The following is a 21,737-nucleotide window of genomic DNA, read 5'->3' as shown; positions in this document are numbered from 1 at the left end:
GTTTACCATGCGTCGTGCAATTCCTTCTCAGTATTTAGTCTTACTGTTCTCAGTGCTCTTGATGCTTGCTTATAACAATGGTTTGTGGGAAGGCATCGTTCAGGCAAATCAATTAATCACCCAACATAATCTCTTGTTTTTAGGTTCATGCGCCATCTTTATGACGGCGCTGTTTAATTTAATATTTAATTTGGTGTCATCCCGATACCTGATAAAACCGATTTTGATTTTCATTGTGTTATGTTCCGCCGCCGCCAGCTATTTTATTGATAGCTATGGTGTGCATATTGACAGTTCGATGATTCAAAATGTGTTGGAGACGGATACCGCAGAAACAAAAGAATTATTGAGTCGAGATTTCATTATTCATTTTCTGTTATGGGGTATTTTGCCGGCATTTTTAATTGCTAAACTACGGATTGCTCATGTCCGTTGGACAAAGCAATTACTGATGAGCTCGTTTTCTATCACCATGAGTATTTTAGCCATGGGCTTGGTTGCTGCTTTTTTCTATCAGGACTACGCTTCTACCTTCCGCAATCACCGGGATTTACGTTATTTAATCAATCCCACCAGTTATATCTATGCGGTCACCAAAATTGCCAAACAACAGTTTGCTGAAGCCGATAAACCACTGATACCTATTTCACAAAATGCCGCGCTCGGCAGCTTCGCGCATGAGAAAAAACACCGTACCGTAACAGTCATGGTGGTGGGGGAAACTGCCAGGGCAGAATCGTTTCATCTGAATGGTTATGAGCGTGAAACAACCCCAGAGTTAGAGAAAACCAATAGTCTGTATTTTAATAACGTTTCGTCTTGCGGTACGGCGACAGCTACTTCAGTGCCATGCATGTTCTCACAGTTTTCTCGTGATGATTATGATGATGAAAAAGGCCATGGTTATGAAAGTGTTCTGGACGCTATTTCTGCTGCCGGTGTGAAGGTCAGCTGGCTGGATAATAACAGCGGCTGTAAAGGTGTATGTGATCGCGTTGAGCACCAGAAAGTGACAGAGGTTAATCTGGCAGAGTTATGTCCTGATGGTGAGTGTTATGACGAAGTGTTACTCACTAATCTGAAAGCGCTGGTCGCGAAGTCTGACGGTGATCAGTTGATTGTGTTACATCAGAAAGGCAGCCATGGTCCGGCCTATTTCAAACGTGTACCAGCAGCCTTTGAAAAGTATAAACCGGTGTGCCAAACCTCAGAGTTACAAAAATGCTCTAATGAGGAACTGAGAAATGCGTATGACAATACGATTTTATACACCGACCATGTGCTCGCTCAGCTGATTCAGTATCTGGATAATTTATCTTCTCAATCGATTGATACCGCCATGATTTATGTGTCTGATCATGGTGAGTCCTTAGGTGAACATAATCTGTATCTGCACGGCACACCTTATTTTGCAGCACCTAGCCAGCAAACCCATGTACCTATGGTGGTGTGGCTGTCAGATAACTATGAACGTGACTATCACATTAATCCGCTGTGTATGAAAAATGAAACCGGTAAAGCGGTCAGCCATGACAATATTTTCCATTCATTGTTGGGTATGAACAATGTCTTACTGCCAGGGAAATATGATCCTGCTTTAGATATCTTTGCCAGCTGTCAGCATAGCTAAATCAACTATGCAAAATCATCTGGTACGACTATGGGGCCTGTATTTTATTCTGATCAGTTTTATTGCTGTCACAGAGCTGGATAAATTAGTCGCCAACATCTGGTATCAACTTGAAGGCGGCCAATGGCAATTGAAGCATTATTGGCTGACACAAACCTGGTTACATGATGGCGGTCATGACCTGGCAGTCATCCTGTTTATCCTTGTATTACTTAGCTATGTCATCAGTGTTTTGACGCGATATTTATCAACATATCGTCATGTTTTAGCTTATCTAAGTATGAGTATTCCACTATCGACACTGACAGTGAGTGCGATAAAAAGACTAACCGAGGTCGATTGTCCCTGGTCTGTGATCGAATTTGGTGGAGACAGGCCTTATCAGTTCTGGTTGCATAGTTTATGGTCGCCATTGGAAGGCGCAGATCATTGTTTTCCAGCTGGTCATGCGAGTTCAGCCTATATGTTTTTTGGGGTGTATTTTGTCAGCAAGCAACTTTTCCCTCAGCATGCCAGAAACGTGTTGTATGGCATCATCGTATCAGGCGTGATTTTCGGGGTGGCTCAGCAGTTACGGGGGGCGCACTTCATCAGTCATGATCTCACCTCAGCATTTATATGCTGGACAGTATCCTGGTTATTATGGCGTTTCTGGCCAATTCAAAAATTGAAACAGGAAGTTATTCACGAATAGATGATCCACGTCATTTCAGTTATTTCGCTATTGTGTATTATTAGGGTTAGCATTCATTCCGATAACGCCTCAACACAGAAGACAACACATGCTGCGATTACGAAATTTAATTTTGTTACTGATAGTGATTGCCGTGGCCGCGGCGAGTTATTACTGGAAATCTGAACAAGAGCTGACATTACCGAGTGGTTTTGCCGCAGGTAACAGCCGTATTGAAGCCACAGAAGTCGATGTGGCGACAAAAACGGCAGGTAAAGTGGAACAAATTACGGTGAATGAAGGCGACTGGGTCTCCCAAGGTCAGGTGCTGGCGGTTATGGATACCGAACAAGCCAAGGCCAGTCTGGCGGTAGCCAATGCTAATCTGAATAAAGCGAATGAATCCAAAAAATATGCCCAGGCCATTCTGGCACAGCGGCGCAGTGAAGTTACCCTGGCAAAAAAAGAGCTTGAACGCACGCAAGCCTTGGTAAAAAAAGGCCACCTTAGTCAGGAAGTGATGGATCAAAAAGAAACACAAAAGGCGACGGCTCAGGCAGCCATGCAAGCGGCATCAGTGCAAGTGGCTGAAGCTCAAGCCGCCATTGAAGCAGCCAAAGCTGAGGTGACAAAAGCACAGGTGGTGATTGCGGATAGCCAGTTAACGACGCCGCGTAATGGCCGTGTTTTATACCGCTTAGCTGAGCCAGGTGAGGTATTAGCTGCTGGTGGAAAAGTGGTGACATTAATTGATGTCAGTGATGTCTATATGTATCTGTTTTTACCGACGGACCAGGCGGGGCAAACGCGGGTTGGTGCAGAAGCTCGTATTGTCGTTGATGCTTATCCTGATTTTTCTATTCCTGCCCATGTGTCTTTTGTGGCGCCTCAGGCTCAGTTCACGCCTAAATCAGTCGAAACCGAAGAAGAGCGCCAAAAGCTCATGTTTCGGGTAAAAGTGAAAATTGAAGAAAGTGTATTAAAAAAATACGCAGAACAAGTTAAAACTGGGGTGCCTGGTGTGGCGTACATCAAGTTAGATGAGAATGCGCAGTGGCCAGAAAAAGTGCCACCACTTATCACATACTGATCTGTCAATGTCTGCAGAAACAGTAGTCAGCTTAAAAGACGTCAGTCATCAGTATGGTGATACTCAGGCATTAAAGGATGTGTCACTGGAGATTCCTTGCGGACAACGCGTTGGTTTTATTGGACCTGACGGTGTCGGCAAGTCAACCTTATTAGGTCTTATTGCTGGGGTAAAAAAAGGTCAGAGTGGTCAGTGTCTGGTTATGGGCACTGACATCCAGAATAATAAGCAACGAACAGAGATGTGTTCAAGAATTGCTTACATGCCGCAAGGTTTAGGTAAGAACCTGTATATGACCTTGTCGGTACATGAAAATCTATTATTTTTTGCTCGCTTATTTAATTTACCTGCTGATGAGCGCGAACAACGTATCCAGCTGTTATTAAAAAGTACTGGTCTGAGTGAGTTTCGTGATCGTCCAGCTGGCCAGTTATCGGGCGGTATGAAACAGAAACTCGGATTGTGTTGTGCTTTAATTCATAACCCCGACCTGTTGATTCTTGATGAGCCGACCACCGGTGTGGATCCCTTATCGCGGCGTCAGTTCTGGACGCTCATCGACCGGATTCGAGCTCAGCGTCCACAGATGAGTGTATTAATTGCAACTGCGTATATGGATGAAGCGGCTGGCTTTGATTTTCTCATTGCCATGGATGAGGGTGTGGTCATGGCTACAGGCACACCAGAAGCACTTATTGAACAGACGGGACAAGACAATCTCGATCAAGCGTTTATTGCGCTATTACCTGAAGATAAACGCCAGGGGCATAAGGCCATCACTGTTCCACCACGACAGCAGTCAGAGAAGATTGCTATTTCAGCGAGAAATTTATCCAAGACATTTGGTAACTTTACTGCGGTTGATAACGTTAACTTTGAAATAGAGCGCGGTGAAATTTTTGGTTTCCTTGGCTCTAACGGCTGCGGTAAAACCACTACCATGAAGATGTTAACGGGATTATTACCGACAAGTTCCGGTGAGGCGCTTTTATTTGGCGAACAGGTGGATGCCAATGATATGGCGACTCGCCGCCGCGTAGGGTTTATGTCACAAAGCTTTTCTTTGTATGAAGAGCTTTCTGTCAGTCAAAATCTATTTTTGCACGCCCGCTTATTTAACTTAGCCCAGGATTATCAACACCAGCGTGTTGAGACATTATTGAAAGAATTTGAACTCGAGCGTTATCAGAAGCAGTCAGCAAAGGATTTACCCTTGGGGATTCGGCAGCGTTTATCGCTGGCGGTGGCGATTATCCATGAACCAGAAATCCTGATTCTGGATGAACCGACATCGGGTGTTGATCCCGTGGCACGTGATGGGTTCTGGGAGCTATTGATTGGCTTATCCCGTGAGCAAGGTGTCACTATTTTTGTTTCCACTCACTTTATGAACGAAGCCCAGCGTTGTGATCGGATTTCGTTAATGCATGCAGGTAAAGTGCTGGCTACTGACTCACCAGCTGCCTTATGCAAAACAAAAGGGTTTGAGACTTTAGAGGAAACCTTCATTGCCTATCTCACGGAACAACAAGCAGACGATGGGGATAATAGTCAGCTACTGGCAGAAAATACACTTTCCGAATCACAACATAAAAAAAAGCAAAACCGTTTTTCGTTGACTCGTCTACTGGCTTATAGCTTGCGGGAGACATTAGAGATTGGCCGTGATCCGGTTCGTCTGGTGTTTGCCTTTTTAGGGACAGTGATTTTGATGTTTGTGCTCGGCTATGGCATCAGTCTTGATGTCGAAGATATCGCGTTTGCGGTGATGGATCGTGATCAGTCACCTGAAAGTCGGGACTATATTCAAAGCCTTGCCGGCTCGCGTTACTTTGACGAAAAAACGCCTATTTTGTCAGATGCTGAGATGGATGAACGCATGCGAAGCGGTGATATCAGTATGGCGATAGAAATTCCACCCGACTATGGCAAAGATATGCGCCATGGACAACAACCCAGTGTCAGTGTTTGGGTGGATGGTTCGATGCCTTATCGCGCTGAAACCATAAAAGGTTATATTCAGGGCTTTCACCTCAGTTATTTATCCGAGTTGAGTCTCCGCCAGTTTGGCATAAAAGTGTCACCCAGCTATCAGCTTGTCTCGCGCTATCGCTACAATCCTCAGGTCGAAAGTCTGATTTCAATGGTGCCAGGTGTCTTGCCGATATTATTGTTAATGATTACTTCGATGCTGACGGCATTATCGATTGTGCGTGAAAAGGAATTAGGGTCCATCACTAACTTTTATGCCACTCCCGTTAATCGGCTTGAATTTCTGATGGGCAAACAGTTGCCCTATATTGTGATTGGCATGATGAATTTTCTGATGCTGATGTGGCTGGTTTATATGGTCTTTGATGTGCCATTAACCGGCAGTTTTTGGGCATTACTGGTCGGGACATTTCTTTATATCGTTGTCGCTACCTGTATGGGTCAGTTTATCTCTGCTTTTACTAAAACACAGATTGCCGCCATTTTTCTAACCATGATCACCAGTATTGTGCCTTGCGTGAATTACGCCGGACTGATTAATCCTATTAATTCATTAGAAGGGGCAGGCTATATGGTGGGGCATATCTACCCAGCTTCTTATTATCTGTTGATTTGTCGCGGTGCCTTTACTAAGGGCTTAGGTTTTGATGAATTAAACGCGTTTTATTGGCCCATGGCACTGGCTATTGTTGTTTTGATGTGTCTGAGTTGGTTGCTACTGAAAAAGCAGGATAAATAAGATGAGCAGCCTGAAAAATATTATTAACCTTGGTATTAAAGAACTTCGCACTTTGGTACAAGATCCCGTCATGGTGATTGTGATTTTGGTGGCATTCACCTTAATGGTGTACTCAGCAGGCAAAAGTGTGTCGACAGAGCTGCAGAACACCCCGATAGCTATTGTGGATGAAGATCAGTCAGCGATTTCTATCAATATTGCAGAGGCTTTTTATGAGCCTCATTTTAAACCGGCGCAGCAAATATCACTTCAGGATGTGAATAAATCACTGGATACTGGTTCTTACACCTTTGTACTCGACATCCCTGATGATTTTCAAAAGGATTTATTAGCAGGGCGCCAGCCTGAAATTCAGTTAGCGATTGATGCCACAATGATGAGTCAGGCTTTTATTGGCGCCGGTTATATCAGTGAAATTATTGATAGAGAAGTACAGCATTTATTGGAAACAAATAATGCGACATCAAGCCAGGCGGTAAAACAGATCGTAAGGATGCGATTTAATCCAAACCTCAATAGCGCTTGGTTTAGCGGGGTGATGGAGCTGATAAATATGATTACATTGCTGTCAGTGATTCTGACGGGAGCCGCGTTGATACGAGAGCGTGAACACGGCACCTTAGAACATTTACTGGTGATGCCCATCACTCCGGTTCAAATCATGGTGGCGAAAATCTGGTCGATGGGTCTGGTGGTATTAATCACAAGCACGTTTTCGCTTTATGTGGTCATTCAGGGATGGCTGAATATGACGATTGCTGGTTCCATTTTGCTGTTTCAGTTAGGGACGGCTTGCTTTTTATTCTCTACTACATCATTGGGTATTTTATTAGGCACACTGGCGCGAAGCATGCCACAGTTGGGCCTATTATTACTGTTATTGATATTGCCATTACAGATGTTGTCGGGAGGGATGACCCCCTTTGATAGCATGCCAGAAATTGTGCAAAACATTATGCAGTTTGCACCAACTTCGCATTTTGTGAGTACTAGCCAGGCGGTGCTTTATCGTGGTGCTGATTTCTCCATCATTTGGCCCGATTTATTAGCCAATGTGGCGATTGGCAGCGTGTTTTTTTTATTTGCCCTGGCATTATTCAGAAAAAGTCTGGCAAGTGTTTGAACAGTGTTTAAGTCATCATTTGTTGGACAAGTTTTACGTCGTACTTCAGTATAGCTGAGGATAGCCAATTGAATTTTAATTAAGCCCGTAAAATTAAGTCACAAAATGATAGGGTTATAACATTATTGGTCGTTTTCAAAGCTTCGCACATAGCAGACAGATGACGAGTAAGAAAAATAGCCAAGGTAAGGAGGGAATAGACCATGAATTTAGAAGAGAAAATCTGCCAGAGTTGTACAGAAGAGAATAGTTTGGATTTCGACTTCACCATGGCTTTTCAACCTATCATTAATTGCAGTAATGAGACTGTTTATGGTTATGAGGCGCTGGTTCGAGGCGTTAATAACGAGTCTGCCTATTCTGTGATATCCAGAGTTAATGATAAAAATCGTTATTTATTTGATCAGCTCTGTCGGGTGAAAGCTATTTCACTTGCATCGAAGTTGAATATTACTTCGATGCTGAGTATTAACTTCCTACCTAACGCGATTTATGTGCCAGAGCGTTGTATCCGCACTACCTTTGAAGCAGCTAAACAATATGATTTCCCCTCAGATAGAATTATGTTTGAGTTCACTGAGGTCGAAAAAATGGACGATACAGAGCATGTTAAACGTATCGTCGATTATTACCAGTCGCTCGGTTTTAAAACGGCAGTGGATGATTTTGGCTCTGGCTATTCAGGCCTGAATCTGCTTGCCGACTTTCAGACAGACATTATTAAATTGGACATGGCGCTCATCAGAAACATTGATTCGAATAAGGTACGTCAATCCATCGTCAAGAATTGTTTAACCATGTTTAATGAGTTGAATATCACGACATTGGCTGAAGGTATTGAAACTTATGATGAATATGCCTGGTTACGTGATGCTGGGATCGAACTCATGCAAGGCTATTACTTTGCAAAACCCGGTTTTGAGAGTTTGCCCGACATAAATCATAGACAATACACACAAGCGGGCTAGTGATAGCGTATTTGTATAGAATAATTGATGGATGCTGTTTTTCTTCCTGTGCTGATTAATGCGGTTCAAACAAAACATTGCTGCCTACATCACCTATAATTTATTGTTCATACCATCCTTCAGGTGGATAACGGCAGGCACATTCAGAAAATAAGAGAGTCAGATGACAATGTTTACCTGGTTAGCTAATCTTGGTGATGTTACCCATGCCGTACAATTGGCGTTAACGCCTGCCTTCTTACTTACTGGTATGGCGGGAATCCTCAATGTAATGGCAAACCGACTCGCTCGGATTATAGACAGAGCACGTGTTTTGACCGATCAAATGTCTTCTGCAACGGAGCTGTCTGAGCCTTGTCGACAAGAAATATCAGTGTTGGGACTTCGACGTCGAGCGGCAAGTAATGCGATCACCATGTGCGTTCTATCGGCACTATTAATTTGTTCAGTGGTATCGGTGATGTTTTTGGAAGCACTGCTTGATTTCAATTTACGCTGGCTAATAGGTGCCTTATTTATGGGCTCGACATTGGCACTGGTATTCGGGCTTGCGTTTTTCCTTCGAGAAGTTCATTTGGCAACACGCAATAGCTATAAGATGATTCCGTCAATGCAAAGAAAGAAGCATTGAGCTGCACGCCTTATCAAGCACGGATAATATTGAGCCAAAATATGAGAATCATTGCTTTTGATTCTCAGTCCCGATATATATTGTTTTATTGACGAGAAACTGCATCACTATGGCATCAGACTCTCTTGGATTAATGGATACGCTTAACATATTGTCGGCTCAGTTACTTGAACTATGGCAAGCGACGATCAGGGTGATGCCCTCTTTTGTTATTGGTCTGCTGGTTTTTCTTATCTTCTTTTTTCTGGCAAAGCCATTCTCTGCTTTACCTGTTCATCCCATCGGCTATATCAGTACCAGTAACCTTGTACAGAATGTTGTCAGGCGCGCTATTAGCCTGTTTATTATTTTAATCGGTTTGTATATTTTTCTAAGTATTGTTGGCTTGACGCAGGCTGCACTTGCCATTGTCAGTGGAACGGGTCTGTTAGGCATTATCATTGGTTTTGCTTTTAAGGATATTGCAGAAAACTTTATTTCGAGTTTGCTGCTGAGTGTGCAACGTCCGTTTTTGATCGGCGATGTGATTGAAGTGCAGGGACTAAAAGGGGTAGTAAACAAAGTCACAGCCCGTGGCACAACCTTAGTCGATTTTGATGGAAATTATATCCAAATTCCCAACGCGACGATTTATAAAAATGTCATTAAAAACTTTTCGGCTAATCCCTGGGTAAGAGGCAGTTTTATAGTTGGGATTGGTTATGATGCCAGTATTCAACAATCACGTCAGACCATTTTGGCTGTGTTGAATGAACAAAATGAAGTGTTAAAAGCTCCTGAACCACAGGTGCTTATTGACTCATTAGGCTCATCGACGATCAATATCGTGATTAATTTTTGGGTGGATGGTCACCAATATGCGCTAAATAAGGTGGCTTCGGTTTTGATGCATAAAACTGTTCGACGCCTTGAATCCGCTGGTATCAATATGCCCGATGATGCGCGTGAGGTTATTTTTCCTCAGGGCATACCTGTCGTCCAAGTCAATCCGCAACAGTCAATGATGGCAAAGGCGGTCGATAAGCCTCCCGTCCAGAATGACAGTGCTGAGGTGAGCACACAACAACTTACCAGTGATACACAAGATATTATTGATCAAGCGAGAAATGCACGCGATCCAGAGGAAGGCAAAAATATTATTTAAACAAACTCCTCGCAGAGTTTGATGTTGGTTTTTTAGACTCAAATAAGCAATATAAACAGGAGCCCACAATGGGGCAGGCAACACCATCAAACCTAAGTTTCTGGCAAAAATTACATAATAAAATAGACCATCTTTATAATGGCTCAACTCCGAGTTCCAGACGCTTTCGTTGGGGATTATTAGCATTTGATGCTATTACCATTGTTTATTTTATATTGGCCTCTTTTTATCACCACATAGATGATTTCCATATTCTGGAAGAGGCGATTGGGATTATTTACTTGCTCGAGCTAATGGCCAGGCTCTATATCAGCAAATCAAAATTCCAAGAATTGCTCCATCCTGTTGGTTTGGCTGATATTATCGTCATTATTTCTTTGCTTGCACCCTCTCTTGCAGAGAATTTCAGTTTCCTGAGAGTGATAAGAACACTTCGTTTATTGCGCTCTTATCACATGCTGAGAAATCTTAGAAAGCAGTCACGTTTTGTGAGAATGCATGAAGATGTGATCTTCAGCGTGGTAAATTTGTTCGTGTTTATCTTTGTGATCACTGCTGTTGTATATGTCAGCCAGGTGCATATCAATGATGATATCAATGACTATATTGATGCGTTGTATTTCACGATTGCCACCTTAACCACTACTGGGTTCGGCGATATCACACTGGTGGGACATGACGGCCATATCCTGGCGGTGCTGATTATGATTTTTGGCATCTCTTTATTTTTACGTTTGATTCAGACTATTTTTCGACCAGGGAAAATTCGTTATGAATGTCCGTCATGTGGTCTGAATCGACATGACCATGATGCCGTGCATTGTAAACATTGTGGTGAGGTGATTCATATCACTACGGAAGGTGAGTACTAAGTCTGCTGATATGATAAATGGGCAGAAAGTTAGCTGAAGACTAGATGACTTCCACACGATTACGCCCATTCGCTTTAGCCAGATATAAGGCATTATCAGCACGATTAAAAAAGTCAGTCGTCGTATCACCTGCTTGATATGATGTCATGCCAATACTCACCGTGAAGTGCGGCAATGATGCGTCTCTATAGGTATCAATTTTCGTCTGTAAAAGCTTTGCAATCTCCAGGGATTGCTCGTGTTCGGTTTGTTTTACCAGTACAGCAAACTCTTCTCCACCGATACGGAAGATAGTATCGGTTTCCCGAAGTCGGTTTTTTAACAGTTCAACAAGCTTAATGAGTACGGCATCACCCACCTCATGACCATATTGATCATTGACCTTTTTAAAGTGATCGGCATCAATCAGAAGTAAGCTTAACTTGGCGCCACGTGATGCCAAATTTAATTGCATTTTTAACTGTTCGTCCCATTTGTGCCGATTATAAGCGCCTGTCAGTTTATCCAGAGTCGCGAGTTCAATCAGTTGTTTCTCTATTTCATCGCGGCTGATTATTTCATGGCTAAATTGTTTTAATAACAGTTTTAATTCATGTTCAAATTGAGAAAGTTCATCTCGTTCGTCAGCGATATTGTTATCTACCTCGAAATCGACAACCTCCCTATGTTCAATAGCATTTCTGAATAAATGTATTGTGTCACGTGTTTGGGTAATTCGTTGACGAAAATACTGGATGGTATATTGCGTTAAATACAAACCAATAATGAATGCACACACACCTAAAATGCTGGTCATAATCATGAAGTTTGATTCATGCTTTTCAGTATAAATAGCGGTGCTGACGGTTAATGCGTTCAGGTGATTGAGTAATTTTCCAAGCTCATCATCCAGTTGTTGATCTTGTTGTTCGAGATGCTCCCAGTTAATTGGTTCTCCAGTGAGCATGGCTTGAATACTAGCCATAAAACTTTTTTCAAATGCCAGTCTGACCTGATGAAGTTTGTTCATTGAAGTCAGCAACAGTTGATGTTGTTCTTGTTTAAAGCGAATGCGACCTTTTTCAATCCCACTTTCGATAATGGCTGATGCTTTATACATTTGCTCAGAGAGATGCTGATTATAACTCTCCAGTTGTTGGTGTATGTCAGCAGGATTGATGTTGTTATTGGATGGTTTATGATTGGTTTGACGAAATAATTCAATCAGAATATGTTGCCGAAGCTGAAGCAGTTCAATTTCTGAAACGACCTCAGTTAATGGGGTATCTACCTCAGCCAGCTCAATCATCTCAGACCGAATTTGCTGCAGTCCTATCATTGAATAGATGATCATAATGATTAAAAAGGACAATAAGATAATTGAAAGTCCACCGATCTTTCTGCTGATTGATGAGTTTACCCAACGTAACATTAAAATTGCTCCTGAATCCAAGCGTACAGTTTAGCAATATGCTGCTTATACATCAGTGTTTTAAATCCTTATTTAATTTATGTTAGTGACATGATTTAATGTCTATGCCCCAGGGAAGAGGGCAAGTGAAAAAAATTAAGGAAGATAAAAATGAAAAATATCATCTTGGTGCTAGCTGTGATTTTTTTGCCAGCGTGTGTGACCTTATCAGGCGATTATCAAGCTTTTGTGTTTGATACAGAGGGTAATCAGCTTAATGAAAATTTAATCCTTACCGCCAGTGGTTCTGGAATTTATTCCTTACGTAACTCTGTGTGCCATTCTTATCCAGGGGCGACGCTAAGAATTATCGACCTAGATACAGGCAAGGAATTAGAAGGGGAGAGCCCTTATCATTGTCATTAGCGATCTAATAATAAGTCGTTTTGAGGCGACCCACTGATGATACAAGTATTATTTGTACATGGTATGGGCCGATCTCCTTTGTCAGCCTGGCCGCTGCTTAGACAGCTAAGAAAACAGGGCATTAAAACATCGACATTTAGCTATTTCGTGTCGTCACAATCGTCTGAGTTGATACAGTTTAGACTGGCAAAACGAATCCGGGATATAGCTAATCAAGGTGAATATGTGCTGATCGGTCATTCACTTGGAGGCGTGTTAATTCGATCGGCATTGGCCAATATGGATGACAAGGTTCGTTTGCCAGAACGTTTATTTTTACTGGGTTCGCCAGTTCGAACATCACGATTAGCTATGTTCTTTCAACGCTATTGGCTTTTTCGTTTGTTAACAAAAGACTGCGGTAAACTATTGGCAACGAGTGAACGGATGCAGGCGATTCCTGCTAGTTATTGCCCAACAACGGCTATTATTGGCGTTAAAGGCATAAACGGAAAAAACAGCCCATTTAAGAGTGAGTTAAATGATGGGGTGGTGTCTTTGTCGGAGGTCAGTGCTGACTGGATGACAGAGCAAATTCAGCTACCCGTGATGCATAGCTTTTTACCATCCAGCAGGCAAGTATCGAATCTGATTATAAAGAAACTCGGCTTATTGAGTTAATAGACTGGCTCAGGGTAAAACTATCCTGAGCCATCTTCTTTTTAGCGATGGTATTGGCCAGCACGTTCCGGTTGATACAGAATTTCATCAACACGAACTTGAATGGTTTTGCCATCACGCCCAGGCCAATCAATTTCATCACCTTCCACCAGGCCCAGCATGGCGCTACCGGCAGGTGCCAGAATGGAAATGGTTTTGCCATCGTCTGTCATATCTTTTGGATAAACCAAGGTCAGACAAAATGTTTGATTTGATGATGAAACTGAAAATCTGACCGTTGAATTCATCGTAACCACATTGGGTGGAATCGCAGTTGGTTCAACGATATCTGCACGTTCAAGTTCAGCTTCAAGATAGCTTGTTCGTTCTACTTCATTGGACGGTAAAGTATCCAGAATCTGTTCTAAGCGGCTTAAGTCCAGTGCTGAAACAATAATATTCGGTTGTGAAACATTCATTTAATAACCTCTCAATTGCAAGATGTAGCTATGCTGCGAACACTTGCGATAGATAAAAAAGGGAAATAAAAATAGGCGAGGAACATAAACTGTTCTGAGCGCTATCATGCCATAAAGGTATGAAAGTGGTAAGTCATATTCTCTTTTTCAACAGGTTGCCTTGTGACAATGACATCCAGTGTAAATAAGGACGAAGGATATTGCATATGAGTTAGGCTGAGTTTAGCTTAGCGGTTAATAATGATTAGATAAGTAAAACTGCCACAAAATAATGAAAAGAACGGCACTAATAATTAAACTGATATCGATAATGACTGACAGTATTTTTATTCTCAAACAATGTTGCCATAAAGGCGGCCAACAACAGTAATTACGGTGACAATACTAATACAACGACAATTAATGAGAACTGAGAGTGAGTTGTTGGTTAGGTTACGCGGATGATTGACCAGAATTGATGGTTTTTAAACAGTCTTGTATAAATTGAACAAAAAGGGGTGATTGACTGCCATCAGTGCCTTTGTCTATTTAAAACCTTTTCCGGTGAAAAATGCGTATTCAGCTCTTATCCGAGAGGCTAAATCATCAATTTTATATAACGACTGAAATTAAGTTCATTAAACAAGGAAGAGAAATTGACTATCCAAAAACGATCATCAGTTATTGCTTTGTTTGAGGCGGGGGCGATTTCTAGCCAGAAAATGCCTGCTGTATTGACATTATTAGGGTTAAAACCAGACAAAGACGGTTGGTTAAAGATTTTTCAAATGTTATTACTTTGCTTTGGTAGTTGTGCCATTGCATTTTCAGTCATCTTTTTTATTGCCTATAACTGGGCGGATATGAGCCGTCTTAGCAAATTTACCTTATTGGAAAGCAGCATTGTTTTCTCCGTTATTTTGTATTGGCGATTGGCACAAACAGGATTAGCAGGCCGCTTAGTGTTACTGGTTGCCAGCTTGCTGGTCGGCGCATTAATGGCTTTTTTCGGGCAAACATATCAAACCGGAGCTGATACCTGGCAGTTATTCTTTTACTGGGCTTTATTCATCACACCTTGGGTTGTCATTTCTCAGTTTTCTACATTGTGGTTATTTTGGTTGTCACTGTTGAATCTGTCACTCGTACTGTATTTTGATATTTTTCATTCAGTATTCGGCCTGTTCTCTGATTCAAACAATAGTCTGTTCTGGTGTCTGTTTTGGTTTAATACACTGGCATTAATTATTTGGGAGATGTTCAGCCAGAAAATGGTCGCACTCACAGAGCGGTGGCCACAGCGAATACTTGCGGTGATAAGTGGCTGGGCAATCACCACACTAGTGATTTATGCCATTGTGGAAGAATCTGAAAATGCGTTTTCCCCATCTATTACCTGGTTAGTTTGGATATGCCTGTTTATGTGGGTATATCGTCGACGCTGTACTGATTTATTTATGTTGGCGGGTGGCTGCTTATCGTTGATTGTTATGGTGATAACCCGGTTGGCGATGCAAATTATGGAGACCGGTGAGGAAGGGGCTCTGCTGTTTTTGTCAGTCCTTATTATTGCAATGGGATCCGGCGCGACCTACTGGTTGAAACAGGTTCACAAGGAGATTGAATCATGAATCAACACAGCATTGTTTGGAATACCCTGAAACAAGCTGAGCTGGTAACTGGGGAGAAACCTCAGGGATTGACTCCCAGCATACCTTGGTACATTAAAACCTTATTGGCGATTGCCGGCTGGTTAGCATCGCTCTTTATATTGTCTTTTCTTGGCTTAATGTTTAACCAATTATTAGAGTCAGTCGTTGCAGATATTATTCTGGGTAGTGGGATGATCTTTTTAGCTTACCACTTACTTTTAAAACAGCATTCTGATTTTGTTGAGCATTTAGGTTTAGCGATGAGTCTGGCAGGTCAGGCACTGTTTATTTTTGCCGTTATTCAGTGGCAAAGCACGACATACCTGACAAGCTGGCTGGCTGCATTGTGTTTAAACATTGGGCTAGTGATATTAATGCCGCACTTTGTGCATCGGGTTATTTCTGCTTTTTTTGTCTGTATTTGCCTGGCAGGAGTGATGACAGAGTTGGGTCTTTATACGCTTGCTATCCCTGTTGTTATGCTGTTGTGCGCCTGGTGTTGGTTACATGAGTTTGTTTTTGTGCACTGGCATGGACATATTACAGCGATGGGGTATGGCTCTATCCTGGCTTTGCTCGTCATTCAAACCACGCAGTTATTTGATTCTGGAATGACGTTGTTGATGGATGAGCATCTGCTTGAGCAGTACATCCGTTTTTCCTGGACTTCGGTGATAGCAGCCGCTGTTATTCTGTACGTTACGGTGATGTTAATTAAACAGCATCAGTCTTTAACACATTCATCTTCTATTTATATTCTTCTGTTGGCCCTTATATTTGCTGCGGTGGCATTTAATATCGCTGGTTTGTATATTGCCGTGATGATTATGGTATTGGGCTTTGCCAGTGGGCATCGCCTGTTAATAGGTTCTGGTATTGTTTTTTTGCTGTTTTGTATTAGCCATTATTATTACGTTTTGAATACGACGCTATTAATGAAATCCATCAGTTTATTGGTGTTGGGTATCGTTTTAATCGGCTTATATTGGTGTTTACCTAAACTGTTTGGAGGTAAACATGAAGCCGACTAAGATAGTCGCTGTACTGGGGTTGTTGCTGATATTGCTTGCTGTGAACTGGTCAATTTATAAACAGGAGCAGGTTTTAGCACAGGGTAAAACCGTTTTATTGAAATTAGCTCCGGTGGATCCTCGCTCATTGATGCAAGGGGATTATATGGCGCTGCAATTTGAGATAGCCAATCAGATTCGCTCAGCACTTCTTCATCAAAACGCTGACTCGCAAACGCCGTATAAATTAGAACCGCAAGAGGGGTATGTGGTGGTAAAACTCAACCAGCAAAATCAGGCTGAGTTTGTCAGAATTGACCATGGTGACGCCTTAGTGGGAAACGAGTTGCGTTTATTTTTTCGGGTTAGACACGGCATGGTTAAGTTTGCTACCAATGCCTTTTTTTTCCAGGAAGGCAAAGCATCAGAATACGAAAACGCCGAGTTTGGTGAGTTCAGGGTAGGGGATGATGGTAACTTGCTTCTCGTTGATTTAAAGCAGTAAGTTACCACCACCATTTTTGCTAGACATCGTGTTTACGTAATTTCTGATACAGCGCTGTTAACAAGGCTTCGGTGTCGTTCCAGCCCAGGCAGGCATCGGTGATAGATTGACCATATATAGGTTGATCTGAATCATTTTGTTTACCCGCTTCAATATAGCTTTCCAGCATTAGCCCTAATATGCCGCTGTTACCAGCAAGATGTTGATCAACCACATGGTGGGCTATTTCCATTTGGCGTTCATATTGTTTTAGTGAGTTGTCATGGCTACAGTCAATCAGTACTTTTTCGTGACAGTCATTGGCTGACAGTTGACTAAGCGCATGATGTATTGAGTCAGCGTCATAATTTGTCAGCCCTTGTCCTCCACGCAAGATAAGGTGGGTGTCAGGATTGCCTCGGGTATTAATAATACTGATTTGTCCGTCATCATCGATACCAAGTGTATGGTGTCCGCGCGATGAAGCATGCATGGCATTGATCGCACTGCTTATCCGGCCATCGGTGCTGTTTTTGATACCTACCGGGCAGGGCAGATGACTCACTAGTTCACGATGGGGTTGAGACTCTGATGTACGTGCACCTATTGCTGCCCAGCTGATAAGGTCATCCAGGTAACTCATCACCAGAGGATGCAGTGCTTCGCTAGCCAGTGGTAAGCCTAACGCTGACAATTGCAGTAATACCTGTCTTGAACGGTGTAAACCTAAAGCCATGTTGCCACGACCGTCTCTTAACGAATCGTAGGCAAGTCCCTTCCAACCATGGGTTGTTCGTGGCTTTTCCACGTAAGATCGCATCACAATCAGCAACTTATCATCCACTTGCCTGGCAAGTTTTGTCAGTCGTTTTCCATAATCTAAAGCAGCCGCTTCATCATCAATCGAGCATGGACCAACAATAACCATGAAGCGATTATCATGACCATTTAATAGCCTAACGATCTGCATCCGTTGTTGCTGGATTTGTGATGATAACTGAGTGCTTAATGGCAAAGTGTCTCTGAGTTGCCTGGGGGTAGGCAATTTCAACTCATCTGAAGCTAACTGATGTTGTTGACGCTGAATGGTTGAGGTCATGAGATGTGGCTCCTTAAACAGTGGAGACCGGACTGAGTCAGAATAGGCATAGCAAATACTCTCTACATATAAAAAAACCCCGGTGGACTGACTGACCATTCGGGGTTCTTATGGTAGTCAGCGAATGCCGGACTACCTTGAACTATTAATTAAGTACTATAGGTGAGCCGGCTTCTGGCTAAAAAAATAGCCATAAGCAAACCACCAAAACATAACAACGCTATCTACCAGAGGCAGATATTGCCGGATTTGATTTGAAGCAAAAGTTGTTTGTGAGTTCATGAGTTGAATTCTAGGCTATCAAATGGATTTTGAAAACCTCTTGTCCTTATTAATTATTGACTGTGAGTTTAATGACACCACGGACAGGCAAGAGGTTCACCGATAAAAAGGCCTTCTCCAGGTTGCTGTACGGATTTCCAATAGGCTTCTATTAAGCTATCACCACCAACATAGCTTGGGATGAGTATTTGTGCATTAGGAAATTTTTGTGGGTAGTTGCAAGGTTCAATAACGGTGCCATAGCTCCCTGTCGCTCCTGCCTCAAGCCAGCGAAAGGCTTTCATCTGACCTTGACTGCTAATGCCTGCGCCGCCGGTAGAAGTAAGATGATCAGCAATAGCGCCCGGGAGATAATGATTGCTTTTGATATCAGGTACCTGTGTGTAGCCGGTCAGATAAAACAAAATATTGTTTTTATTCTTAATACTGGTGCCCTGTGATCGAAGATGATCATCAACATAATGAATTTGTAATCCGTTTTGTTCTGGCCAGATATCAGCAAGTTTCTTGAACATCCGCCAGCGCGTGCTTCGTTGAACATCCTGAGTTCGAACTAAATAGGCATCTCCATGTGGCTGGCTATTGTCAGCTTTCACCCCTCTGTCGATCAGTTCTTTAACTTCGTCAAATCGACGGCCACTCAACATCATAGTCAATCGAATGGTATCGCTTTGCCACAGTTGATGAGACTTTGCATTAAAAAAAGGACTGTTAGCTGTCATATGGCAACCTGATATGTGGCTTTTATTGTGACTGCAATATTTTTCGTCAAAGCCTAAGCTAAATGCACTGGTGATAGACATACAGCCAACACGATACGGAGCATGCCAGGTCAGCAGTAACACTTTTATCTGGTCAGTTAAATACGGTTTAATTTGTTGTTGAATATCGGCGAATTGGCTGGGACTTATCGTGCTATTGTTTGCTGTGCTTAGTTTTATGCCGACAAGTTGTGACTTCGGTACAGCACGCTTTTGGAGATAATAATCAGCAATCTTTTTCGACAGAGAATCATGTTGTTTGAATAAAACAAGCACATTTTTCCCTGTGAGTTGTTTTACCTGGTCAGCAGAACAGGGTAGAACCATCACAAAAACTGAAACTGTAAGAAAGAGAAGTTTTAATATTGATGACAAGTGACATTACTCATTGCGGTGAGTAGTTAGTCTAAGCAAGTAAAAAGCCTAAATCAATGAAAGGAAAATGAATGAATAGGTCAACAGCTGGCTTACGTTTAATAGCGATAATGGAGGCATCAAAGGGGACGATAGCCTTATTGATAAGCCTCGGACTACATGAGTTAATGGGCCAAAATCTTCAGCAATTGGCTGAAAAGCTTATTGATCATCTTCATCTTAACCCAGCCAGTTATTATCCGGGGCATCTGTTACAGGCACTGGCGGATATTAACAATACGAAATTGATTATAGTGACAATCGCAGCGTTGCTTTATAGTTTTATCCGCTTTGTTGAAGCTTATGGTTTATGGCATCAGTATCGCTGGACGGAGTGGCTGGCTTTAGTCAGCAGTGTTGTATATTTACCTTTTGAACTTTACGAACTCTACCAAAAAGTTACTTTATTAAGCTCACTGTTATTGATGATCAATACCTTGGTTGTCATATATCTAGCCACTGTTCTAAACAAAGCCAGAACATAAAGTAATATTATTATGCTTGTGTACAAGTTAAGCTGTGATTAGTATGGGCAAATAGCTTACGAATCAGGTAAAGGTCTTTTTGATGAGTGATAAGTCTAGTCCCAAGACAGCGGAAAAGTGGCGTGAGCAATTCATCGAACTTAGTCATGAACTTGAGCAGCAAAAGTTATACGAACAGTTATTGGAACGTGGTCTTTCCCGTTTAGCATTGGCTGCCAATGGCATCGATGGTTGTCTTGATCCGCACCTTGATGCACTTAGAAAAAATCTTCGTGCCTCTGTCACCGATAAAGCAGAGGTGGAAAAAATTCTTGCGGAGATTGAATCTGCAATCACGGCCATGGATGCCAAAAAAGCATCTAAATCGGATATTGCTCAACTGCTTATAGCGTTGATCGATAAAATCAGTTGGCCGAAAACGCAAAAAAAACAGTTTGATAAACTCCGCAAACGTGCTGAAAAAAGTTCTGATAAACAATTATCAGAGATTCTTGATGAAATCGCCCATCTAATCGAAGAAAGTTTTTCAGCAAAAAAAGCAAAAGACCGAAATGGTTTTTTTTCACAGTTTTTACCGCTGAAACAGACAAAGTCCTCTTACACTGTTGTAGAGACTGACTTATCAGAGCAGGAAAGCAATGATGACGATAAGCCAGATTTTATTCATGAATCACGAAAAGATGACTTTACTCCACAGATATTACTGACCGTATTACTGGAGAGGCTATCACTACCGACAGAGTTGAGTTCAAAAGCATCGCAATTAAGATTAAAAATACATGATGGCCTCAAAACGGAAGATGTGCCTGAAACCATATCTTCTATTGCGGATCTGGTCAGTGAGCTCAGCTCATCTGCCATGGCAGAAAAAAAAGAATATGAAAAATTTCTGCGAGACTTAACAAAGAAAATTACCTCGCTGGATAAATATCTGTATGAAGTGGTTAAGCAAGACCTCTCTGCTTTTGAACAAAGGCACAAATTGGCCGGAGATGTTGAGCAGACCATGGTTGAGTTAAGGACGGATATGGAAGGTGCGGCGGATTTTGTCGAAATAAAGTCTGTGCTTAGTCAACGTCTGGATCACCTCAATGAGCAGATTACTAATTATCAGCAAGCCGATAATACCCGCTTTGCTGAGTCTCAAAAGCAGATTGAAGCGTTAACACAGCGTCTGCATGAAATGGAGTCTGAAGCAAACGAACTCCGACTGGCTACCAGTAAGGCCCGTGCGTTGGCAATGAAAGATCCCTTAACCGGAATATGGAACCGTCAGGCTTTAACTGAAGTGCTACAGACGGAATACAGCCGCTGGGCTCGTTACCAAAAACCCCTAACCATGGTGGTGTGGGATGTTGACTACTTTAAAGCGGTAAATGACAAGTTTGGCCATAGTGCAGGGGATGTCGTGTTAAAAACCATCGCTCGCATTTTTAAAGACTCCACACGCCAGGCGGATTTTATCGCGCGCTTTGGGGGAGAAGAATTTGTTGGTTTGTTTCCTGAAATTAATTTAGAGCAAGGGTTGGAGATGGCGAATAAAATTCGTCAGACAATCGAAAACACGAAATTCCAACATAATGGTATCTCTGTTCCGATAACAACATCCGCCGGTTTAGCGACCTTTGAAAAAGGCGACACCATTGAGGATGTTTTTACCCGTGCCGATAAAGCTTTGTATGAAGCCAAAGGGCAGGGTCGAAATAATTGTCAGATAGAAAGAAAGTAAATTCAGGAACTATTCACAGCAGTATGACTGTCAACTAATACAGATA

The 21,737-nt window shown here is 42.2% G+C and carries 20 protein-coding genes; 16 read left to right on the top strand and 4 right to left on the bottom strand.

Going from position 1 to position 21,737, the window contains the following annotated elements; all coding sequences use genetic code 11:
• Positions 1-7: 7 nt before the first annotated feature.
• The 9 genes from B2248_RS08135 to B2248_RS08095 all read left to right on the top strand — a co-directional run bounded on the left by B2248_RS08135 (position 8) and on the right by B2248_RS08095 (position 10,862).
• Positions 8-1,630, top strand: a complete 1,623-nt coding sequence (locus B2248_RS08135) for a phosphoethanolamine transferase (RefSeq protein ID WP_273180576.1) — start codon at positions 8-10, stop codon at positions 1,628-1,630.
• A 7-nt stretch (positions 1,631-1,637) separates the two neighbouring features.
• Positions 1,638-2,324, top strand: coding sequence for a phosphatase PAP2 family protein (locus tag B2248_RS08130; protein ID WP_273180575.1), 687 nt, complete (start codon positions 1,638-1,640; stop codon positions 2,322-2,324).
• An 88-nt stretch (positions 2,325-2,412) separates the two neighbouring features.
• Complete coding sequence (locus tag B2248_RS08125; RefSeq protein WP_007144949.1) at positions 2,413-3,393, top strand: HlyD family secretion protein; 981 nt, start codon at positions 2,413-2,415, stop codon at positions 3,391-3,393.
• A gap of 7 nt (positions 3,394-3,400) precedes the next feature.
• The gene (gene rbbA, locus B2248_RS08120) at positions 3,401-6,124 is read left to right on the top strand and encodes a ribosome-associated ATPase/putative transporter RbbA (protein WP_273180573.1); all 2,724 of its coding nucleotides are present in this window, start codon (positions 3,401-3,403) and stop codon (positions 6,122-6,124) included.
• Position 6,125: 1 nt separating this feature from the next.
• Positions 6,126-7,247, top strand: coding sequence for an ABC transporter permease (locus B2248_RS08115; protein ID WP_273180571.1), 1,122 nt, complete (start codon positions 6,126-6,128; stop codon positions 7,245-7,247).
• A 203-nt stretch (positions 7,248-7,450) separates the two neighbouring features.
• On the top strand, positions 7,451-8,215 hold the full coding sequence (locus tag B2248_RS08110) for an EAL domain-containing protein (RefSeq protein WP_273180570.1): 765 nt from the start codon (positions 7,451-7,453) through the stop codon (positions 8,213-8,215).
• 163 nt (positions 8,216-8,378) lie between these two features.
• Positions 8,379-8,846 (top strand): DUF2721 domain-containing protein, encoded by a 468-nt coding sequence (locus B2248_RS08105; RefSeq protein ID WP_273180569.1) that lies wholly within the window; start codon positions 8,379-8,381, stop codon positions 8,844-8,846.
• 109 nt (positions 8,847-8,955) lie between these two features.
• On the top strand, positions 8,956-9,990 hold the full coding sequence (locus tag B2248_RS08100) for a mechanosensitive ion channel family protein (protein ID WP_273180567.1): 1,035 nt from the start codon (positions 8,956-8,958) through the stop codon (positions 9,988-9,990).
• A gap of 68 nt (positions 9,991-10,058) precedes the next feature.
• Positions 10,059-10,862: a potassium channel family protein gene (locus B2248_RS08095; protein ID WP_273180565.1), complete on the top strand. Its 804-nt coding sequence runs from the start codon at positions 10,059-10,061 to the stop codon at positions 10,860-10,862.
• Between the two features lie 40 nt (positions 10,863-10,902).
• On the opposite strand, the gene B2248_RS08090 is transcribed toward B2248_RS08095, so the two are convergent.
• Positions 10,903-12,273 (bottom strand): GGDEF domain-containing protein, encoded by a 1,371-nt coding sequence (locus B2248_RS08090; RefSeq protein WP_273180564.1) that lies wholly within the window; start codon positions 12,271-12,273, stop codon positions 10,903-10,905.
• A gap of 150 nt (positions 12,274-12,423) precedes the next feature.
• On the opposite strand from B2248_RS08090, the gene B2248_RS08085 reads away from it, so the two are divergent.
• Both B2248_RS08085 and B2248_RS08080 read left to right on the top strand, forming a co-directional pair.
• A complete protein-coding gene (locus tag B2248_RS08085; RefSeq protein WP_273180562.1) occupies positions 12,424-12,678 on the top strand; it encodes a hypothetical protein in 255 nt (84 codons plus the stop codon).
• Between the two features lie 36 nt (positions 12,679-12,714).
• A complete protein-coding gene (locus B2248_RS08080) occupies positions 12,715-13,338 on the top strand; it encodes an esterase/lipase family protein (RefSeq protein ID WP_273180561.1) in 624 nt (207 codons plus the stop codon).
• 41 nt (positions 13,339-13,379) lie between these two features.
• Here the strand turns inward: B2248_RS08080 and rnk are convergent, their stop codons facing one another.
• The gene (gene rnk / locus B2248_RS08075; protein WP_273180558.1) at positions 13,380-13,796 is read right to left on the bottom strand and encodes a nucleoside diphosphate kinase regulator; all 417 of its coding nucleotides are present in this window, start codon (positions 13,794-13,796) and stop codon (positions 13,380-13,382) included.
• A gap of 635 nt (positions 13,797-14,431) precedes the next feature.
• On the opposite strand from rnk, the gene B2248_RS08070 reads away from it, so the two are divergent.
• From B2248_RS08070 to B2248_RS08060, 3 genes are read left to right on the top strand one after another with little or no spacing between them, the layout of a single operon-like run.
• Entirely contained in the window at positions 14,432-15,406 is a 975-nt protein-coding gene (locus B2248_RS08070) for a DUF2157 domain-containing protein (protein ID WP_273180557.1), read from the top strand.
• On the top strand, positions 15,403-16,458 hold the full coding sequence (locus B2248_RS08065; protein WP_273180555.1) for a DUF4401 domain-containing protein: 1,056 nt from the start codon (positions 15,403-15,405) through the stop codon (positions 16,456-16,458). The genes B2248_RS08070 and B2248_RS08065 overlap by 4 nt, the downstream gene beginning before the upstream one ends.
• On the top strand, positions 16,445-16,942 hold the full coding sequence (locus B2248_RS08060) for a GDYXXLXY domain-containing protein (RefSeq protein WP_273180553.1): 498 nt from the start codon (positions 16,445-16,447) through the stop codon (positions 16,940-16,942). Before B2248_RS08065 ends, B2248_RS08060 begins: the two co-directional genes overlap by 14 nt.
• A 19-nt stretch (positions 16,943-16,961) precedes the next feature.
• On the opposite strand, the gene B2248_RS08055 is transcribed toward B2248_RS08060, so the two are convergent.
• Together B2248_RS08055 and B2248_RS08050 are read right to left on the bottom strand one after the other, a co-directional pair.
• Positions 16,962-18,020 carry a 3-deoxy-7-phosphoheptulonate synthase gene (locus B2248_RS08055; protein ID WP_273180551.1) on the bottom strand — a complete coding sequence of 353 codons (1,059 nt, stop codon included), beginning with the start codon at positions 18,018-18,020 and terminating at the stop codon, positions 16,962-16,964.
• Between the two features lie 350 nt (positions 18,021-18,370).
• Positions 18,371-19,390 carry a TIGR03790 family protein gene (locus B2248_RS08050; protein WP_273180549.1) on the bottom strand — a complete coding sequence of 340 codons (1,020 nt, stop codon included), beginning with the start codon at positions 19,388-19,390 and terminating at the stop codon, positions 18,371-18,373.
• 119 nt (positions 19,391-19,509) lie between these two features.
• Here B2248_RS08050 and B2248_RS08045 point away from each other — a divergent pair, with 119 nt between their 5' ends.
• Positions 19,510-19,962 carry a DUF2127 domain-containing protein gene (locus B2248_RS08045; RefSeq protein ID WP_273180547.1) on the top strand — a complete coding sequence of 151 codons (453 nt, stop codon included), beginning with the start codon at positions 19,510-19,512 and terminating at the stop codon, positions 19,960-19,962.
• A gap of 82 nt (positions 19,963-20,044) precedes the next feature.
• Positions 20,045-21,691, top strand: coding sequence for a GGDEF domain-containing protein (locus B2248_RS08040; RefSeq protein WP_273180546.1), 1,647 nt, complete (start codon positions 20,045-20,047; stop codon positions 21,689-21,691).
• The last annotated feature ends 46 nt before the right edge of the window (positions 21,692-21,737 follow it).

Origin of the sequence: Methylophaga sp. UBA2012 (assembly GCF_002335235.1) — a bacterium.
In the GTDB taxonomy this organism is placed as follows: Bacteria; Pseudomonadota; Gammaproteobacteria; order Nitrosococcales; family Methylophagaceae; genus Methylophaga; species Methylophaga thalassica.
Note: the sequence above shows the minus strand (reverse complement) of the source record. Positions and strands in the feature narration are given on the sequence as shown.